The organism is Arthrobacter sp. MYb214 (assembly GCF_002979865.1).
GTDB lineage: Bacteria > Actinomycetota > Actinomycetes > Actinomycetales > Micrococcaceae > Glutamicibacter.
The window spans coordinates 561,097-576,973 of the sequence record NZ_PCPZ01000001.1 but is presented as its reverse complement, the minus strand read 5'-3'; the positions used below and the strand labels follow the sequence as shown (position 1 = coordinate 576,973).

Genomic DNA, 15,877 nt, shown 5'->3' with positions numbered 1-15,877 from the left:
GTCATTTAATGCAAAAGCCACGACGTTGGCCTGCTGCAATGCAAGACCAAATAGACTGTTGCGGCATGTTGGAGAAACTTCTTCCTGAAATGAGCATCGTTGAATATTCCCAGGTCCCCTGAACCAATCGGCACCATCGAAGAAATCCGCGACTGGATTATTAGTGGATCCGAGCATGAAATGCGTTTCGCCATCCAAGGTGCAGCCCGCTACTCAATCGGCATGATTGATCAGCTGCTTGAAGACCTGAGCTACGAGCATGATGCAAACTGCGACAGGTTCCTGCGCGGTTGGCTCGATACCCTGGATCCGCTGGAACGGCTCGCGGCGGCTGTGGCCACCGAGCACCACTACCAATTGAGCCTAGTTGCGATCTCGCAAGCGGCGGACCGGGCATTGGTGCAGGTGATGGAGTCAGTTAAACCGGCAATCGAGGACCTTGCCAAAAATTTTGAATCCGTCCATCAGCGTGCCAGCGACCCGGACCCCTCCTACACCAAACACTTCACTCCGCGATTGCTGGCATATGCGCAGCAATTGCGCTCCGTAGCCGAAGATATCAACGGCGACGTTCCGCTGGTGCAATTTATGTCTGAGGAAGTGGCGCGCATTGAAGCAGCTAATCCTGAAGGCTACGGTCAGCCAGCAAAATATCAAGTGTCGGATGCAATAGCGTCACGCCAAATATTCACCGGCAAAAAGCACTCTGACTAGTTGTTTAGTAGAGATTGCCAATGTTACGCACTAACTCGTAACTGGTGGATAAATCTACTATCTGCCAATTATGACGCAACACGCGAGGTAATAAAGCAAAGCGATCCTACGATTACTGGCGTACCACCTCGCTTATATCCCCGAAATTCTGGGGCAAAAACGAGTCACCGCAGTGTCGAAAGGAACCCCTCCTCACCATGTCTACGAACAACCAGAACTCCGTCGTCGGTTCGGACCGCGTCAAGCGCGGCATGGCCGAAATGCTCAAGGGCGGCGTCATCATGGACGTAGTCACCCCAGAGCAGGCACGCATCGCTGAAGATGCAGGTGCCGTGGCCGTCATGGCTCTGGAGCGCGTTCCTGCGGACATCCGTGCCCAGGGCGGCGTCTCGCGCATGAGCGACCCGGACATGATCGACGGCATCATCGCCGAGGTCTCCATCCCGGTAATGGCCAAGGCGCGCATCGGCCACTTTGTCGAGGCGCAGATCCTGCAGTCCCTCGGCGTCGACTACATCGACGAGTCCGAGGTCCTTTCGCCAGCAGACTACGAGAACCACATCGATAAGTGGCCTTTTACCGTTCCATTCGTTTGCGGTGCCACCAACCTCGGTGAGGCATTGCGCCGAATCAACGAAGGTGCCGCAATGATCCGCTCGAAGGGCGAAGCCGGCACCGGCGATGTTTCGAACGCCACCGGGCACATGCGCAAGATCCGTGCAGAGATCGCCAAGCTGGCCGCATTGCCGGAAGATGAGCTGTACGTGGCCGCTAAGGAGCTGCAGGCACCGTATGAGCTGGTCAAGGAAATCGCGCAGACCGGCAAGCTGCCGGTAGTGCTGTTCACCGCTGGCGGCATCGCCACCCCGGCCGACGCTGCGATGATGATGCAGCTGGGCGCCGACGGCGTGTTCGTCGGCTCGGGTATCTTCAAGTCCGGCAACCCAGTGCAGCGCGCCGAGGCCATCGTGAAGGCAACCACCTTCTTCGACAACCCGGACGAGCTGGCTAAGATCTCCCGCGGTCTGGGCGAAGCAATGGTCGGCATCAACGTCGCCGACGTGCCAGTGCCTCACCGCCTTTCGGAGCGCGGCTGGTAGGAACTGCGCTGAGTAGCTGATGACGAGGCCGAAGAAGTGGACAGATCAGTCCATTTCTTCGGCCTCGCTGCTTCTGTGCTGCCGGTAGTGATGCAGGGGCCCGATACGGAACGAGACTGCGATCTAGCCTTTGCCTCCAAGTGTTCTTTCCAGCCAGCATGAATCAACTGATTCCAGGTGGTGCGTTTACGAGCAGCAATCCGTCTCCGGCCCCGCCCAACCAGGTCCGCTGCCTGGAATCGCGAGTATCTCGGCGCACCCCGATCACTTACTGCTCGACCAGAGCCGGTGGGACATCGATGGCGACCTGCTGGTGGTGCAGCCCTGGAGCAGGCATGCCGGTAGCGAAGTGCACCCGGAGCCGTGAGCAATTTTCCTGTGGCAGACTATGTGCCATGAGCGAGATTATCTTCGATGCCGCGGTCAGTCTCAATGGATACTTGGCCGACGAGAACCATAGCCTGCAATGGCTCTTTGATGTTCCGGGGTCCCAAGAGCCTGATCCGGAACTATTGCCTGAAAACGTTGGTGTGCATGTCGAAGGCGCGAACACCTATATGTGGATGATCGAGAATGAACAGCTCATGGAAAATCCGCAAAAGTGGCATGAATACTATCCGGGGGTCAAGACCTATGTCTTCACTTCGAGGGAGTTGCCCATTCCAGAAGGGGCTGATGTGCAGCTGCTGAACGGGCCAGTTGCGCAGTTCTTGCCGGCAATTCGTGACAGCGCAGGGGAGAAGAATGTTTGGGTACTTGGCGGCGGTGAACTGCTGGGGCAATTCCTGGATGCCGATGCCCTCGATGTCTTGGCATTGACTATCGCCCCGGCCGCGCTATCGTCGGGTGCGCCCGTATTGCCACGAACTATTTCCAGCGAGAGCCTCGAACTGGTTGAAGCGCGGCAAGCCGGACCTTTCGCCCGGCTTGTCTATCGAGTCAACAAATCGCGGTAAGGCCATTCGAAAAAGCCCAGCCGGTCACGGAACGCCCCGTGACCGGCTGAGCTTTCTCGTTATCAGTGGCTGGCTACTGGTTCCAGGAGCGCAGAACCATATGGCGTCCTCGTCCCAGCAGCTTCAGGCCGTTCGCACTGAAGAAATCGGCACTAGACGGAGTCGCCGCTGCCAATAGCTCCTGAGGTACCTCATCGTCTGGCGGCGACAGCGGATTGATCATTGATCGCGACAGGCCATGAAGCAAGGCAGTGCCAACGCCATGGCGGCGATGTTCCTTGCCTACGGCCAAGGAATGCACCATGAGCTGGCCGTTCAGGCCCTGCTGGGCAAAGCCCCGGCCCACGATCTCTCCCTCGTCGGTACGAGCCAAGGCATGCTCGACGCGGCGCAATGCCGGATGCCCGCTGGAGAGCTGGGTGCTGGTCTCGCGCCAAAGGTTCGTCACGTTCAGCTCGGCCGCATCAGCTCCCGTGGCCTCAGGCACGTTATTGCCCAAACGGATCTTGCCGGTCCAACGATCCATTGGAATGGCCAATGGGCCAGCATGCCAGGAAACCTGGGCATTATCGGAGAAACCGGTCGCCCTCAGCTCATCTGCGTGGGCGCCTGAGTTAACCCAAGCTTCCACGCGCCGGGCGCCGAGCCGATGGCCTTCGGCTAGCGCCGGACGCAGGCCCGCCTGTTCTGGCTGTTCGGGGAACAGCAGGATCAGCCGCTTGCGTACTGGCTGCCATGCCCATGAGCATCCGTGGGTGGTAAAGATCTTGCCGCCGGTGGCGACTGCAAGTGCCTGATGCCAGTGGCTTAGTGCTTCCTGTGCGGAGGCAATAGTGGTCATTATTCTGCGTTCACCAATCCTCGACGGCGCAACAACGGTTCAACCAATGCGGTGCGGCCGCGGAATAATTCGTAGGACTCAAGGGGATCGCGCGTATTTCCGCGCGAAAGCAGTTCCTCACGGAACCGATTACCATTTTCGCGCATTAAGCCCCCATTTTCCTCGAACCACTGCACAGTGTCGGCATCGAGCACCTCACTCCAGATGTAGGAGTAGTAGCCAGCGGAGTATCCATTGGCGAAAATGTGCTGGAAATAACCGGTGCGGTAGCGAGGCGGAATCATTGCGGAGTCGAAGCCGGCGCCCTGAAGCACGTCCTGTTCGAACTGCAGCGGATCCTCGATAACAGTCCCGGCGCTGATGGTGTGCCAGGCCCAATCAAGGACACTGGCGGCAAGGTACTCAGTGGTTGCAAAACCCTGGCCCCATAGCGAAGCCGCGCGGATCTTCTCGATCAGCGCATCGTCCAATACTTCGCCGCTCTGGTGGTGGATAGCATAACCGGATACGACATCCTCGTGGAGCATCCACATCTCGTTGACCTGCGATGGGAACTCCACGAAATCGCGGGGGACCGAGGTGCCAGAAAGCGAAGCGTACTTTCCGCTGGAGAACATCCCGTGCAGCGCATGGCCGAACTCGTGAAACAGCGTATTTGCCTCATCCATGGACAGCAGAACCGGATCACCCGGCGCAGGCGGGGTGATGTTCAAGGTATTCGTGACGATCGGCCGCTCATCCAGGAACGAAGCGGCATCGCGCAGGCTGGTCATCCATGCACCACCCTTCTTGGTATCCCTGGTCAGGTAGTCGCCGGTGTAGAGCGCCAGCGGCTTGCCATCGGCGTCGAAAACTTCGAAGACCCGAACATCCTGGTGGTAGGCGGGAAGGTCGAACCGCTCGCTGAAGGTAATGCCAAACAGCTTGGTAGCGGTCGCGAAGACGCCATCGACCAGGACCCGGTCTAATTCGAAGTAGTTGCGCAGTGCCTCGGAATCCACCGAGTACTCCTCACGCAAGACCTGGTTGGAGAAGTATTTCCAATCCCACGCGTTGATTTCGGCACCGGCGATCTTGCCCAGCACCTGGGCTTCCTGGCGGGCATTTGCGGTGGCGGCCTTGGTTAGCTCGGCCAGCCGTTCTTCCACCGCAGCGGTGGAAGGTGCAGTGGCCTGGGCGAGCACGGTTTCTGCATGGTTGGCGAATCCGAGCAGAGCGGCGCGCTCAGCGCGAAGCTGTGCCATTTCGGCAGCCACATGAATGGTCGCGTTTTCCTCGGTGCCACGGCTGATCGAGGCATTGAACACCTTGCGGCGGGACTGGCTTGACGCGAGCGACTCCAGGACCGGTTGCTGGGTAGGCGAAACCAGCGTCAGCAAGTATCCCGATGCGTGGCCTGCTTGCTTGGCGGCTTGCGCAGCGGACTCGATCGCTTGGCTGGAAAGACCTGCGAGTTCCTCAGCATCGTCGAAGTGCACAGCGTGGGCATTCTGATTTTCCAGGACGAGGTCAGCGAACTGCGTGGAAAGCTCAGCGAGTTTGGCGTTCAGTGCCTTCAACTGGTCCTTTTCGGCGTCGCCCAAGCCTGCGCCGGCCAATTGGAAATTCTTCAGCGTTTGCTCCACTAGACGGGCATCTTCCCCCTGGAGACCCTCATAATTCAAAGCTTGTAGACGCAAGTACAAGGTTTGGTTTAGGTAAATCTCATCTTCTTGCCTAGTCCAGATCGAAGAAATCTCCGACTGAATCGCCCGCAGATCTTCGGTGCCGTGGGCGGAAATCACCGCGAAATACGTCATGAGCGCACGGCGCAGGGTCTGCCCGCTGGCTTCCAGCGCCAAGAAAGTGTTCTCAAAAGTGGGAGCCTGGGCATCGTCGATGATGCGCTGCAGCTCCTCACGCTGTTCGGCTGCGCCGAGCCGGACTGCCTCCAGGTAATGCTCAGCGGTGAGCTGGTCGAAGGCTGGCCATTGGTAGGGCCTGGTACTGGGAGTCAGAAGCGGGTTTTGCATAGGCCTAGGTTTTCATGGAAAACGTGATTTAGCTTGCATTTACACCCCAGGTGCCCAGCTGAGCTAGGCTCGATGCATGCCCCAACGTGCACTGCCTGCATTTCTTCCGCTGAGCTCAACGCTGCTGGCCGCATTGCTGATTGGCGGTTGCTCTGCAGTCCCAAGCGATCACGCAGAACCAGCAACCCCGCAGCCTTCCGTCCAGGCCAGCGTTCCTGCCTCGCCGGAACCGGCTCCGAGTTCAGCCATAGCGGATGCCCCGGCCGCACCTTCGGCGCCCGAAGAGCTATCGCTGATGGTTACCGGCGATGTACTGCTGCATCCGCAGCTATTGGATGAAGCGAAGCAAGCGGCTGGAGCGGAAACGGGCAACGGCGGGGACTACGATTTCAGCCCCTTGCTTGCGGGCCTGGCACCCTATGTCCAGGACGCAGATGTGGCGCTATGCAATCTGGAAACACCGATTGGCATCCCTCCGTATTCGGGGTATCCGCGGTTCACGGTCCCAGATCGAATCCTGGCCGACCTCGGCGCAATTGGCTACGACGGATGCACCACCGCCACCAATCACACGGTAGATGCCGGGACGGCCGGAGTAGAGCGAACGCTGGACGCTCTGGAAGCGAATGGGCTTTTCGCGACCGGCTCCTACCGCAGTGAAAAAGAATCCGAGAAGCCATCGATCCTGGACATGGAAGGCGTGAAGCTCGGTGTAGTAACCAGCACCTATTCGCTCAATGGCTTGCCGGAAGAAGCTGACTGGCAAGTCGATACCGGGGTGGATGCGCAGCAACTGATCGCCAGGGGCAAGGCAACGCGCAAGGCGGGAGCGGACATCGTCGTGGCTGCCGTGCACGATGGGGCTGAATACAGCACCGAACCGACAGCGTCCCAGAAAAGGCTCGGTCGAGCCTTGGCAGAGTCCGGTGTCTTCGATTTCATCTACATGCACCACACCCACTCGGTATTGCCCATTGAGAAGCACGACGGAACCTGGATCGTCTACGGTTTGGGCAATTCCGTGGCAAAACACGCCACACCAACCATTCTCAACCGCGAAGGCATCAGCGTAAAGGCAACGTTTACCCAGGGAGCGCCCGGCGAATGGGATGTCAGCGAATTGCGGTGGGTACCGCACCAGCTCTCAAATGAACCTGTGGCCTGGTGCCAAGTCTTCGATGCTGCTGGATGCATACGGGAAGATGAAGCAAAAGCCTCCTTGAAGCGCAGCGAGGCCACAGTGAATGCCTATGGCGCATTCGACGACGGACTTCGAGAGTGGACGCTGGACTGACCTAGCGCAATGGCCAAGGTGCCCACACGCGGCTTGAGGGAAGAATTGCGCGTGCTCTGGCTAGCCGTGCCGGCGATATGTCTTCGAGGCCGCGGGACTGCTCGCCGAATCCTGTCCCGTCAACGTCGAAACAGTGCACGAGGCGGTCCATGCCTCGATCCAGGAACTCGCCGAATCCTCCGGACGCGGCGGCACTCACCTGGATCTCGAGTTCCTCAAGGATTTCTGGGACAACTTCGTCGCATCCATCGCAGCCGCACGGCGGAAATGTCGCGCGGTACAACGCGCCGAGCTCCAGGTGCACCGCGGGAAACGTGGTGAAGACCATGCCCAGTGGCGCGCAGCGCGAATCCATCGGAAATACGCGAACAGAGCGCACCACATGGCCCGGTTGAATCCGCATGTGCCTGGCCAGCCCGGGATCTTCGAAGCAACGCACCTCGAACTGCTCGCGCAGGCAATCCAGCAACGCCTGGGCTACCTGCGGCACCGGGGCAAAGCGTTGCACATGGGAGGTCAGCGAATAGCTCTCCGCTGGAGGCTGCTCATCCCAGCGCTGGCCATAGGGGATCAGCGCACCGTGCTCGTCGAAGTAATCCGCCACTTCGATATCTGGGCGCTGGTAGCCGTGAAGCATGTTCGGGTTCTCCGTTTCTGCCGCATGCAGGAATTGCGGGAATTCAGTGCCCGAACTCATCCGAATCGGTGAAGGGGCCAGCACCAGTATCCATGGCATTGATGGCGGCCATTTCCGCCTGGGTGAGCTGGAAGTCGAAAATGTCCAGGTTCTCGCTCTGCCGCCGCTGGTCTGCCGATTTCGGTGCTGCTGCCCGCCCGGACTGGACATGCCAGCGCAGGGTCACCTGCGCGCTGCTCTTCCCATGCGCTTGGGCGATCCGGACCAGGGCAGGATGTGAAAGGAGTCCAGATTTCTTGCGTCCCAGCGGGGAATAGGCTTCGGTCCGAACGCCATGCTCGGTGTTGAAACCTTGCCAATCGACGCTTTGCCGTTCAGGATCAACCTGGATCTGGTTCAGCGCCGGCACGAGCCCCGAATCCAGGACGTTCTGCAGCTGGTAGGGCTTGAAGTTCGAGACTCCCGCAGCCCGGATCTTGCCCTCGTCTACTAGTTTGCCCAGCTCAGTGAAGGCTTCGACATAGGTGTTCTGCTGGGGGCTGGGCCAGTGGATCAAGAACAGATCCACATACTCAAGACCCAAGCGGTCCAGGGAGTTCTCCAACGCCTGGCGCACGCCTTGGGCCGAATGCCATTGCTTGTTGAATTTGGTGGTTACGAAAATTTCATCGCGATGAAGCCGGCTCTGTGCCAGGGCCTTGCCCACGGCGTCCTCATTCTCGTAGTTCTCCGCTGTATCAATGCGGCGGTAGCCCACGTCGAGGGCGGACAGCACCGCTGCGGCCGCCTCGTGTCCACGCATGGGCCACGTGCCCAAACCGATCGAGGGCATGCTCACGCCGCCGGCAAGTTCGAGGGAAGAAATATCAGCAATCATGTCCTTGAACCTACCAAGTTCCACCACTTGCCGGGAGGCGGCGTCGAAGAATCCGCGACACACCGGGAAACAAAACAGGACCACGGCCTCTCTGGGTTTAACGTTATTTCGGCGCATTTTTCGTGCTGCCAACCACTGAACACCATGAAGGTTAGAACCATGCCGAAAATAGGCGTCCTCGCTCTGCAAGGGGATTTCCGCGAACATCTGGCCTCTTTGGAACGGCTCGGGCAGCGCACGCACATGGTGCGCACCGTCGTCGATTTGGAGCAGGTTGACGCGCTGGTGATTCCCGGCGGCGAGTCCTCGGTGATTGACCGGCTGTCCCGCAACTACGGGCTAGCTGGTCCCATCAAGGAGCGCATCGCAGCAGGCATGCCAGCCTACGGCTCCTGCGCCGGAATGATCATGCTGGCCGATCGCATCGAGAACCCTGCAATCTCGCGAGATGGCGCGGTACAGCAAAGCTTCGGCGGCATCGACATGACGGTCAAGCGCAACGCGTTCGGGCGCCAGATCGACTCATTCGAGCACCAGCTGGACTTCAACGGGCAAAATCTCGAAGCGGTGTTCATCCGCGCACCGGAAGCCGTGCAAATTGGCCCGGACGTGCAAGTGATCAGCACCGTTCAAGCGGGGACGGATCACGAACAGGGTAGAATTGTTGCAGTACGCCAGGGAAAATTGTTGGCAACCAGCTTTCACCCGGAAGTCACCGGCAGCACCGCTATCCACCAATTTTTCATCAATCTCACGCGAGGAGACGCTTAAAGCATGTCAGGCCACTCCAAATGGGCAACTACCAAGCACAAGAAGGCCGCGATCGACGCCAAGCGCGCCAAGGCCTTCGCAAAATTCATCAAGGGCATTGAAGTTGCCGCCCGTGCCGGCGGCGCCGACATGGCCGGCAACCCGGCACTGGAACTTGCTGTCAGCAAGGCCAAGAAGAACTCCGTGCCGATCAACAACATCGACCGCGCCGTCAAGCGCGGCGCAGGCCTGACCGGCGAGGTCGTCGACTACACCGAGATCATCTATGAAGCACGCGGCCCGCAGGGCTCGGCCCTGCTGATCGAGTGCCTGACCGACAACAAGAACCGTGCAGCCTCCGAGGTGCGCGTGGGCATCACCCGCAACGGCGGCACCATCGCCGACCCGGGTTCGGTCGCCTACCTGTTCAACCGCCAGGGCGTTGTCCGCCTGCCCAAGGGCGAGCTGACCGAAGACGACCTGCTGATGGTCGTGCTGGACGCCGGTGCCGACGAGATCATGGACGAGGACGAGAACTTCGCCATCGTCTGCGACCCTTCGGACCTGCGCGCTGTGGCCGCTGCGCTGGATGAAGCGGACATCGCCTACGAGTCCGACGAAATGGAATTCATTCCATCGATGAAGGTCGACCTGGACGTTGAAGGAGCTCGCAAGTTCCTCAAGCTCTACGACGCGCTGGAAGAACTGGATGATGTCCAGGGCATCTACACCAACGCTGATCTGTCCGACGAGGTTCGCGCCGCGCTGGACGAAGAGCAGTAAGGCTTGGCCTTACGTGTTGTTGGCGTCGATCCCGGCCTGACCCGTTGCGGTCTTGCCGTGGTCGACGTCGCCGCAAACAGGCAAGTTTCGCTGGTCGACGTCACCGTCGCCGGCACCCCTCCGGGCACTCCGCTCGATGCCCGGCTCTTGAAGATCGCCAACGCCATCGACGAATGGTTGGATCTGCATCAGCCCGATGTGCTCGCCTTGGAACGCGTGTTCGCTTCGGCGAACGTCTCCACGGTCATCGGCACCGCGCAGGTCACCGGTGTTGTCATCACCGCGGCAGCGCGACGCGGAATACCCGTGGCCCTGCACACGCCGACCGAGGTCAAGGCGGCGGTTACCGGTTCGGGACAGGCCACCAAGGCGGCGATCGGCAAGATGGTTGCGAAGATCTGCCGGCTCGATGAACCGCCTAAGCCTGCCGACGCCGCTGATGCGGTGGCCTTGGCGATTACCCACGGTTGGCGCGGTGCGGCCACCGGCTCGAATGCCTCGGCCTCCGCGGCTAATGCCGGTGGTTCGTCGCAGCTGACCGGTGCGCAGCAGGCGTGGATTGCCGCTGAGGCGTCGGCCAAGCGCCGTGCAGTGCGCCGCTAGCCGGCCAGCACGGCAGCGGCCTCGACCCACCGGGGAACGCGGCGGATCGATATTCGTAGGTATCTTCGATAAACTGGGTTCGATCGAACATATATCCCAAGGAGTGGCATGATCAGCTCATTGACCGGCACCGTGCAGGCGGTAGCCCTGAATACCGCGGTAATTGACGTTAACGGCTTCGGGATGCTGGTCAATGCCACCCCCGGGACGCTGTCCACCCTGCAGGCAGGACGCGAGGCTACGGTATTCACCTCCATGGTGGTCCGCGAGGATTCGATGACCCTCTTCGGCTTCGCCACCGCTGAGGAACGCGATGTCTTCGAGGTCCTGGTTTCCGTATCGGGCATCGGGCCGCGCACCGGCTTGGCCATCTTGGCGGTGCACTCTCCGGAGGAAGTCCGCATCGCGGCGAACACCAAGGACACCGCCGCTTTCACCAAGGTATCGGGCATTGGCCCCAAGGGCGCGAGCCGCATCGTGCTGGAACTGAACGGCAAGCTGATCCCGACTGGCGCGCCAGTGGCTCCGGTTTCCGGCGGCGGCAACGCGAGCGTCTGGGAACCGCAGGTGATCGAGGCGCTGACCGGCCTGGGCTGGAGCGAAAAGGATGCAACCAGCACCCTGAAATCGCTGTCCAAGGCTGATCCAGATGTCGTTGCCACCGGCAACGTCGCAGAAATCTTGCGTGCTGCACTGCGCAGCATGTCCAGCGGAACCCGCGCCTAAGCGGTCTGCGAGAGGATCAACTGATCATGAATGACTCCACCGGGCTCACGAACGCCGGCAGCGAACCCGAGGAACGGGTAATCGAAGCGGCCCTGCGCCCGCGGAACCTCGACGACTTCGTGGGCCAGTCCCGAGTGCGCCAGCAGCTCTCGCTGGTGCTTGAAGCAGCGAAAATCCGCGAACGCACCGCGGACCACGTTCTGCTTTCTGGCCCGCCGGGCCTGGGCAAGACCACCTTGTCGATGATTATCGCCGCCGAGATGAACGCGCCATTGCGCATTTCCTCCGGCCCAGCGATCCAGCACGCCGGTGACTTGGCCGCGATCCTCTCGTCGCTGACCGAAGGCGAGGTGCTGTTCCTCGATGAAATCCACCGCATGTCCCGGCCGGCCGAGGAAATGCTCTACATGGCCATGGAAGACTTCCGCGTAGATATCATCGTCGGAAAGGGCGCCGGCGCCACGGCCATTCCGCTGGAGCTTCCACCCTTCACCCTCGTTGGCGCAACCACGCGCGCCGGACTATTGCCCGGCCCGTTGCGTGACCGCTTCGGCTTCACTGGCCATCTGGAGTTCTACGCGGTCAAGGAGCTTGAACTGGTTTTGCGCCGTTCGGCCATGATGCTTGATCTGAGCGTCACTTCGGCCGCGTTCACCGAGATCGCCGGACGCTCCCGCGGTACGCCCCGTATCGCCAACCGCCTGCTGCGCCGCGTGCGTGACTGGGCGCTGGTGCATAAGCTCGAAGAGATCGATGCCCAAGCGGCCGAGGCCGCCTTGGACATGTACGAGGTCGATGCACGTGGCCTTGATCGCCTGGACCGGGGTGTGCTCGAAGCCTTGTGCACCAAATTCGGCGGGGGACCGGTGGGGCTATCGACCCTGGCCATCGCCGTGGGTGAAGAAACCGAAACCGTCGAAACTGTCGCAGAGCCATACCTGGTGCGTGAAGGGCTGATGGGCCGGACCCCGCGCGGTCGTATTGCCATGCCCGGAGCCTGGGCGCATTTGGGCTTGGCGATGCCAAAGGATGCCATCTTCGCCAGTGCGCAAAGCTATGAAAACGATGAGGATTAGGCAAGCATTACTTCACTGCCCGCGTAAATGGTCTGCCGGTTCACCGTGACGCATTAGACTAAAGACGCCCGACCTATGCCCGTTTCGGGGCGAGGTGGGGCGTCTTTGCTGTATTACGCCAGAAATAGCCGCAACAGCATCCCAGAACTTCAGATCAAATCGCAACAATTCGTTAGCAGGTAAATACGTGAATCCCCTCGTAATCGCTCAGGCCGCTGGTGGCGGCTTCAACCCTTCGCTGATCCTGATGGTCGCGCTGTTCGCAGTGCTGATCTTCATGATGTTCCGTGGCCGCAAGAAGCAGTCCGCCCAGCAGGAGAAGCTGAAGAACAACACCGTGCCAGGCGCCAAGGTGATGACCAACTCGGGTATCTTCGGCACCGTCGTCGGCGTTGACGCAGAGGATCGCGTCCAGGTCGAGGTCGCACCGGGCGTAGTGCTGAACCTGCACCGCCAGGCCATTGCCACCTTCCTGGACAAGGATGCAGCAACCCCGGCCGTGGCCGACGGCGCTGCAGAATCCACCAGCACCACCGAAACCCCGGAAGAGTCCCTGCGTCGCCTGAACGATGAGGGCAAGGACGAGCGCAACGCCTAAGTCCCGGGCAGCATAGCGGTGGCCCGAAGGCTAAGCCACCCAAACCAGAAAGCACAATAGATGTCATCAATCAGACCTGTTAAGCAGGCGCGCAAAGCGTTGCTATGGTTGCTGATCGTCTTCATCATCGCAACCGGCGTGTTGGTAGCCGGTGCAGCGAACGGTAAAACCGGATGGGGACCGAAGCTCGCCCTCGACCTCGAAGGCGGTACCGAGATGATCCTGGCCCCTCGGGTCCAGGGCGACGAAGCAATCAACCAAGAACAACTGGACCAAGCTGTGGAGATCATCCGCCAGCGTGTGGACGGTTCCGGTGTTACCGAATCGGAAATCACCACCCAGTCCGGTCGCAACGTTGTGGTATCGATGCCCGGCACCCCGGACCAGACCACTCGCGATTTGATCCAGGCCTCGGCCAACATGGAGTTCCGCCCGGTGCTGATCACCGGCAGCTACGCAGCCACTCCTGAGGAAGATCGCACTCCCAAGGAAGACCTGCCAAAGCCCGAGGGCAAGCCAGAGAACCCATCGGACACCAACTGGATCACCGCAGAGCTCTTCCAGGAGTTTGAAGGCTACGACTGCGAAACCGAGCTCAAGGACCGTGGCGGGGACGCTGCGGACCCGGCCAAGCCAATGATCTCCTGCGATACGGACATGGGCGTCAAGTACATCCTTGGCCCACAGGAAATCTCCGGCGACAAGATCAAGGACGCATATGCGCAGCTCGCTCGCGGCGTCAATGGTTCGGTCACCGGCGAATGGGTCGTCGTCATCGAATTCGATGCCGAAGGCACCAAGATCTTCGCCGATACCACGCAGCGTCTGATTGCCCTGCAGGGTTCGCAGAACCAGTTCTCCATCGTGCTTGATGGCGAAACCATTTCGGCGCCAACCACCAATGCGGTGATCTCCGATGGCCGTCCGCAGATTTCCGGTGGCTTCACCCAGGACACCTCGCAGGCGCTGGCCGAGCAGCTGAAGTACGGCGCACTGCCAATCAGCTTCGACATCCAGTCAGAGCGCCAGGTTTCTGCAACGCTGGGTGCTGACCAGCTGACCGCGGGCCTCATTGCCGGTGTTATCGGCCTGGTCCTGGTATTCGTCTACTCGCTGTTCCAGTACCGCGCCCTGGGCTTGGTGACCATCGCTTCGCTGCTCGTCGCCGGTGTGCTGACCTACCTCTGCCTGGTCCTGCTTGGCTGGGGCATGAACTACCGCCTGTCGCTGGCGGGCGTGGCTGGCTTGATCGTGGCGATCGGCCTGATCGCGGACTCGTTCATCGTGTACTTCGAGCGTGTTCGAGATGAGCTGCGCGAAGGCCGGCCATTGGCAAGCGCCGTGGATATCGGCTGGAAGCGTGCCAAGCGCACCATTCTGGCCTCCAAGGCCGTGAACGTGTTGGCTGCAGTAGTGCTCTACATCGTTGCCGTGGGCAACGTGCGAGGCTTCGCCTTCACCTTGGGCCTGACCGCAATCGTTGACCTCGTGGTCGTGTACGGACTGACCCATCCAACCTTGGTCCTGCTGGCACGCACCAAGTTCTTCGCCAACGGCCACCCGCTCTCGGGCATGGATCCATCGTTGCTTGGCGTCAAGCCGCTGTACCAAGGTGCAGGCAAGGTTCGCCGCTTCGATGAAAACGTTGTGGCAAACCGCGGCAAGAAGAATGCGAAGGCCTCGGCTGAGGCCGCCAAGCGCATGACGATTGCCGAGCGTCGCCGTGCACAGGCCGAACAGCCAGCCAGCACGCAGGCCAAGGCCCAGGAGGAGAACAATGAATAAGCTAGTCACTTGGGGCAACGAGCTCTACACCGGCAAGCGTTCCTACCCGTTCACCTCCAAGTACCGGTTGTGGTTCCTGATCGCCGGTATTCTGGTGATGCTGTCGATCCTGCTTCCAGTGGTCAAGGGCGGCTTCAACCTGGGCATCGACTTCCGCGGTGGTTCTGAATTCACCGTTTCGGATGTGCAGAACACTGATATCTCGATTGGTGAAAAAACTGTTAGCTCGGTGGCTTCGGGTTCCGAGGCAACGGTCACTAACATTGCTCCGGGCACCATGCGCGTGCAGACTGAGCGTTTGAGCGATGACCAGACCTTGGCCATCGCCGGCCAGCTCGCCGAGAACTACGGCGTCTCCAGCGATGAAGTTACCAGTAACTTCATCGGCCCAACCTGGGGTGAAGACGTTTCGCGCCAGGCACTGGTTGGCTTGGTAGTCTTCGTGGTCCTGGTTGGCTTGCTGATGGCTGCCTACTTCCGAACCTGGAAGATGTCGCTGGCAGCGATCGTCGGACTGATTACCGTGGTGATCGTGACTGCGGGCATCTACTCGCTGTCCGGTTTCGAAATCACGCCCAGCGCGATCATCGGCTTCCTGACCATTCTGAGCTACTCGCTGTATGACACCGTGGTGGTTTTCGACAAGGTCCGCGAAAACACCAAGGACTACACCCAGCAGTCCAAGCGCACCTTCGAGCAGCTGGTGAACCTCGCTGTGAACCAGACCCTGGTTCGCTCGATCAACACCTCGGTCGTTGCCGTGCTTCCAGTGGCCGCGATCCTATTCATCGGTTCCTACCTGCTGGGTGCCGGTACGCTCAAGGACCTGTCCTTGGCGCTGTTCGTCGGTATCATCGTCTCGGCCCTGTCGACCTTGTTCGTGCAGGCGCCAATGTTCCATTGGCTCCGCCACAAGGACGACGACGTGGTAGCGCACGATAAGAAGATGGCTGCTGCCTAAACCGATCCGAAGATCTGAATTTGGTGCTCCCAGCATTTGCTGGGGGCACCAATTCGCTTAAGCGGGAAGATGCGTAATTAGTTGTCACCGCCCGAACGTGCTATAACGTTTGAACTAAAGAAGGTGTTTTTTCAGTGCACGGCTACCAGTGATCTGGTGGCCCG

At 60.1% G+C, this 15,877-nt stretch carries 17 protein-coding genes; 12 read left to right on the top strand and 5 right to left on the bottom strand.

Annotation, left to right across the window (positions count from 1 at the left end; all coding sequences use genetic code 11):
* The first annotated feature begins 99 nt into the window (after nt 1-99).
* Nucleotides 100-714 carry a hypothetical protein gene (locus tag CQ012_RS02650; RefSeq protein ID WP_105658266.1) on the top strand — a complete coding sequence of 205 codons (615 nt, stop codon included), beginning with the start codon at nt 100-102 and terminating at the stop codon, nt 712-714.
* Nucleotides 715-911: 197 nt separating this feature from the next.
* The gene (gene pdxS, locus CQ012_RS02645; protein WP_105658267.1) at nt 912-1,814 is read left to right on the top strand and encodes a pyridoxal 5'-phosphate synthase lyase subunit PdxS; all 903 of its coding nucleotides are present in this window, start codon (nt 912-914) and stop codon (nt 1,812-1,814) included.
* A gap of 268 nt (nt 1,815-2,082) precedes the next feature.
* Here the strand turns inward: pdxS and CQ012_RS17840 are convergent, their stop codons facing one another.
* Nucleotides 2,083-2,211, bottom strand: coding sequence for a hypothetical protein (locus tag CQ012_RS17840; protein ID WP_286134298.1), 129 nt, complete (start codon nt 2,209-2,211; stop codon nt 2,083-2,085).
* Between CQ012_RS17840 and CQ012_RS02640 the strand changes: the two genes are divergently transcribed.
* Nucleotides 2,210-2,770 (top strand): dihydrofolate reductase family protein, encoded by a 561-nt coding sequence (locus CQ012_RS02640; RefSeq protein ID WP_105661378.1) that lies wholly within the window; start codon nt 2,210-2,212, stop codon nt 2,768-2,770. The two genes, CQ012_RS17840 and CQ012_RS02640, sit on opposite strands and share 2 nt — an antisense overlap.
* 73 nt (nt 2,771-2,843) lie before the next feature.
* Here CQ012_RS02640 and CQ012_RS02635 read toward each other — a convergent pair whose 3' ends face one another.
* On the bottom strand, nt 2,844-3,611 hold the full coding sequence (locus CQ012_RS02635) for a GNAT family N-acetyltransferase (RefSeq protein ID WP_105661377.1): 768 nt from the start codon (nt 3,609-3,611) through the stop codon (nt 2,844-2,846).
* The gene (locus CQ012_RS02630) at nt 3,611-5,623 is read right to left on the bottom strand and encodes a M3 family metallopeptidase (protein ID WP_105661376.1); all 2,013 of its coding nucleotides are present in this window, start codon (nt 5,621-5,623) and stop codon (nt 3,611-3,613) included. Before CQ012_RS02630 ends, CQ012_RS02635 begins: the two co-directional genes overlap by 1 nt.
* A 76-nt stretch (nt 5,624-5,699) precedes the next feature.
* Between CQ012_RS02630 and CQ012_RS02625 the strand changes: the two genes are divergently transcribed.
* A complete protein-coding gene (locus CQ012_RS02625) occupies nt 5,700-6,917 on the top strand; it encodes a CapA family protein (protein WP_105661375.1) in 1,218 nt (405 codons plus the stop codon).
* Between the two features lies 1 nt (nt 6,918).
* Here CQ012_RS02625 and CQ012_RS02620 read toward each other — a convergent pair whose 3' ends face one another.
* Together CQ012_RS02620 and CQ012_RS02615 are read right to left on the bottom strand one after the other, a co-directional pair.
* The gene (locus tag CQ012_RS02620) at nt 6,919-7,614 is read right to left on the bottom strand and encodes a DUF6226 family protein (protein ID WP_105661374.1); all 696 of its coding nucleotides are present in this window, start codon (nt 7,612-7,614) and stop codon (nt 6,919-6,921) included.
* Entirely contained in the window at nt 7,598-8,431 is an 834-nt protein-coding gene (locus CQ012_RS02615; protein WP_105661373.1) for an aldo/keto reductase, read from the bottom strand. The genes CQ012_RS02620 and CQ012_RS02615 overlap by 17 nt, the downstream gene beginning before the upstream one ends.
* A gap of 159 nt (nt 8,432-8,590) precedes the next feature.
* Here CQ012_RS02615 and pdxT point away from each other — a divergent pair, with 159 nt between their 5' ends.
* The 8 genes from pdxT to secF all read left to right on the top strand — a co-directional run bounded on the left by pdxT (nt 8,591) and on the right by secF (nt 15,713).
* Nucleotides 8,591-9,202 carry a pyridoxal 5'-phosphate synthase glutaminase subunit PdxT gene (gene pdxT, locus CQ012_RS02610; protein ID WP_105661372.1) on the top strand — a complete coding sequence of 204 codons (612 nt, stop codon included), beginning with the start codon at nt 8,591-8,593 and terminating at the stop codon, nt 9,200-9,202.
* A 3-nt stretch (nt 9,203-9,205) separates the two neighbouring features.
* Nucleotides 9,206-9,964 carry a YebC/PmpR family DNA-binding transcriptional regulator gene (locus CQ012_RS02605; protein WP_105658275.1) on the top strand — a complete coding sequence of 253 codons (759 nt, stop codon included), beginning with the start codon at nt 9,206-9,208 and terminating at the stop codon, nt 9,962-9,964.
* Between the two features lie 3 nt (nt 9,965-9,967).
* On the top strand, nt 9,968-10,567 hold the full coding sequence (gene ruvC, locus CQ012_RS02600) for a crossover junction endodeoxyribonuclease RuvC (RefSeq protein ID WP_105658276.1): 600 nt from the start codon (nt 9,968-9,970) through the stop codon (nt 10,565-10,567).
* A 108-nt stretch (nt 10,568-10,675) separates the two neighbouring features.
* Nucleotides 10,676-11,293 (top strand): Holliday junction branch migration protein RuvA, encoded by a 618-nt coding sequence (gene ruvA / locus CQ012_RS02595; RefSeq protein WP_105661371.1) that lies wholly within the window; start codon nt 10,676-10,678, stop codon nt 11,291-11,293.
* Between the two features lie 26 nt (nt 11,294-11,319).
* Entirely contained in the window at nt 11,320-12,369 is a 1,050-nt protein-coding gene (gene ruvB / locus CQ012_RS02590) for a Holliday junction branch migration DNA helicase RuvB (protein WP_105661370.1), read from the top strand.
* Between the two features lie 187 nt (nt 12,370-12,556).
* Nucleotides 12,557-12,967: a preprotein translocase subunit YajC gene (yajC, locus tag CQ012_RS02585; protein WP_105661369.1), complete on the top strand. Its 411-nt coding sequence runs from the start codon at nt 12,557-12,559 to the stop codon at nt 12,965-12,967.
* 60 nt (nt 12,968-13,027) lie between these two features.
* Complete coding sequence (gene secD, locus CQ012_RS02580; RefSeq protein WP_105661368.1) at nt 13,028-14,752, top strand: protein translocase subunit SecD; 1,725 nt, start codon at nt 13,028-13,030, stop codon at nt 14,750-14,752.
* The gene (gene secF, locus CQ012_RS02575) at nt 14,745-15,713 is read left to right on the top strand and encodes a protein translocase subunit SecF (RefSeq protein ID WP_105658281.1); all 969 of its coding nucleotides are present in this window, start codon (nt 14,745-14,747) and stop codon (nt 15,711-15,713) included. Before secD ends, secF begins: the two co-directional genes overlap by 8 nt.
* Nucleotides 15,714-15,877: the final 164 nt, after the last annotated feature.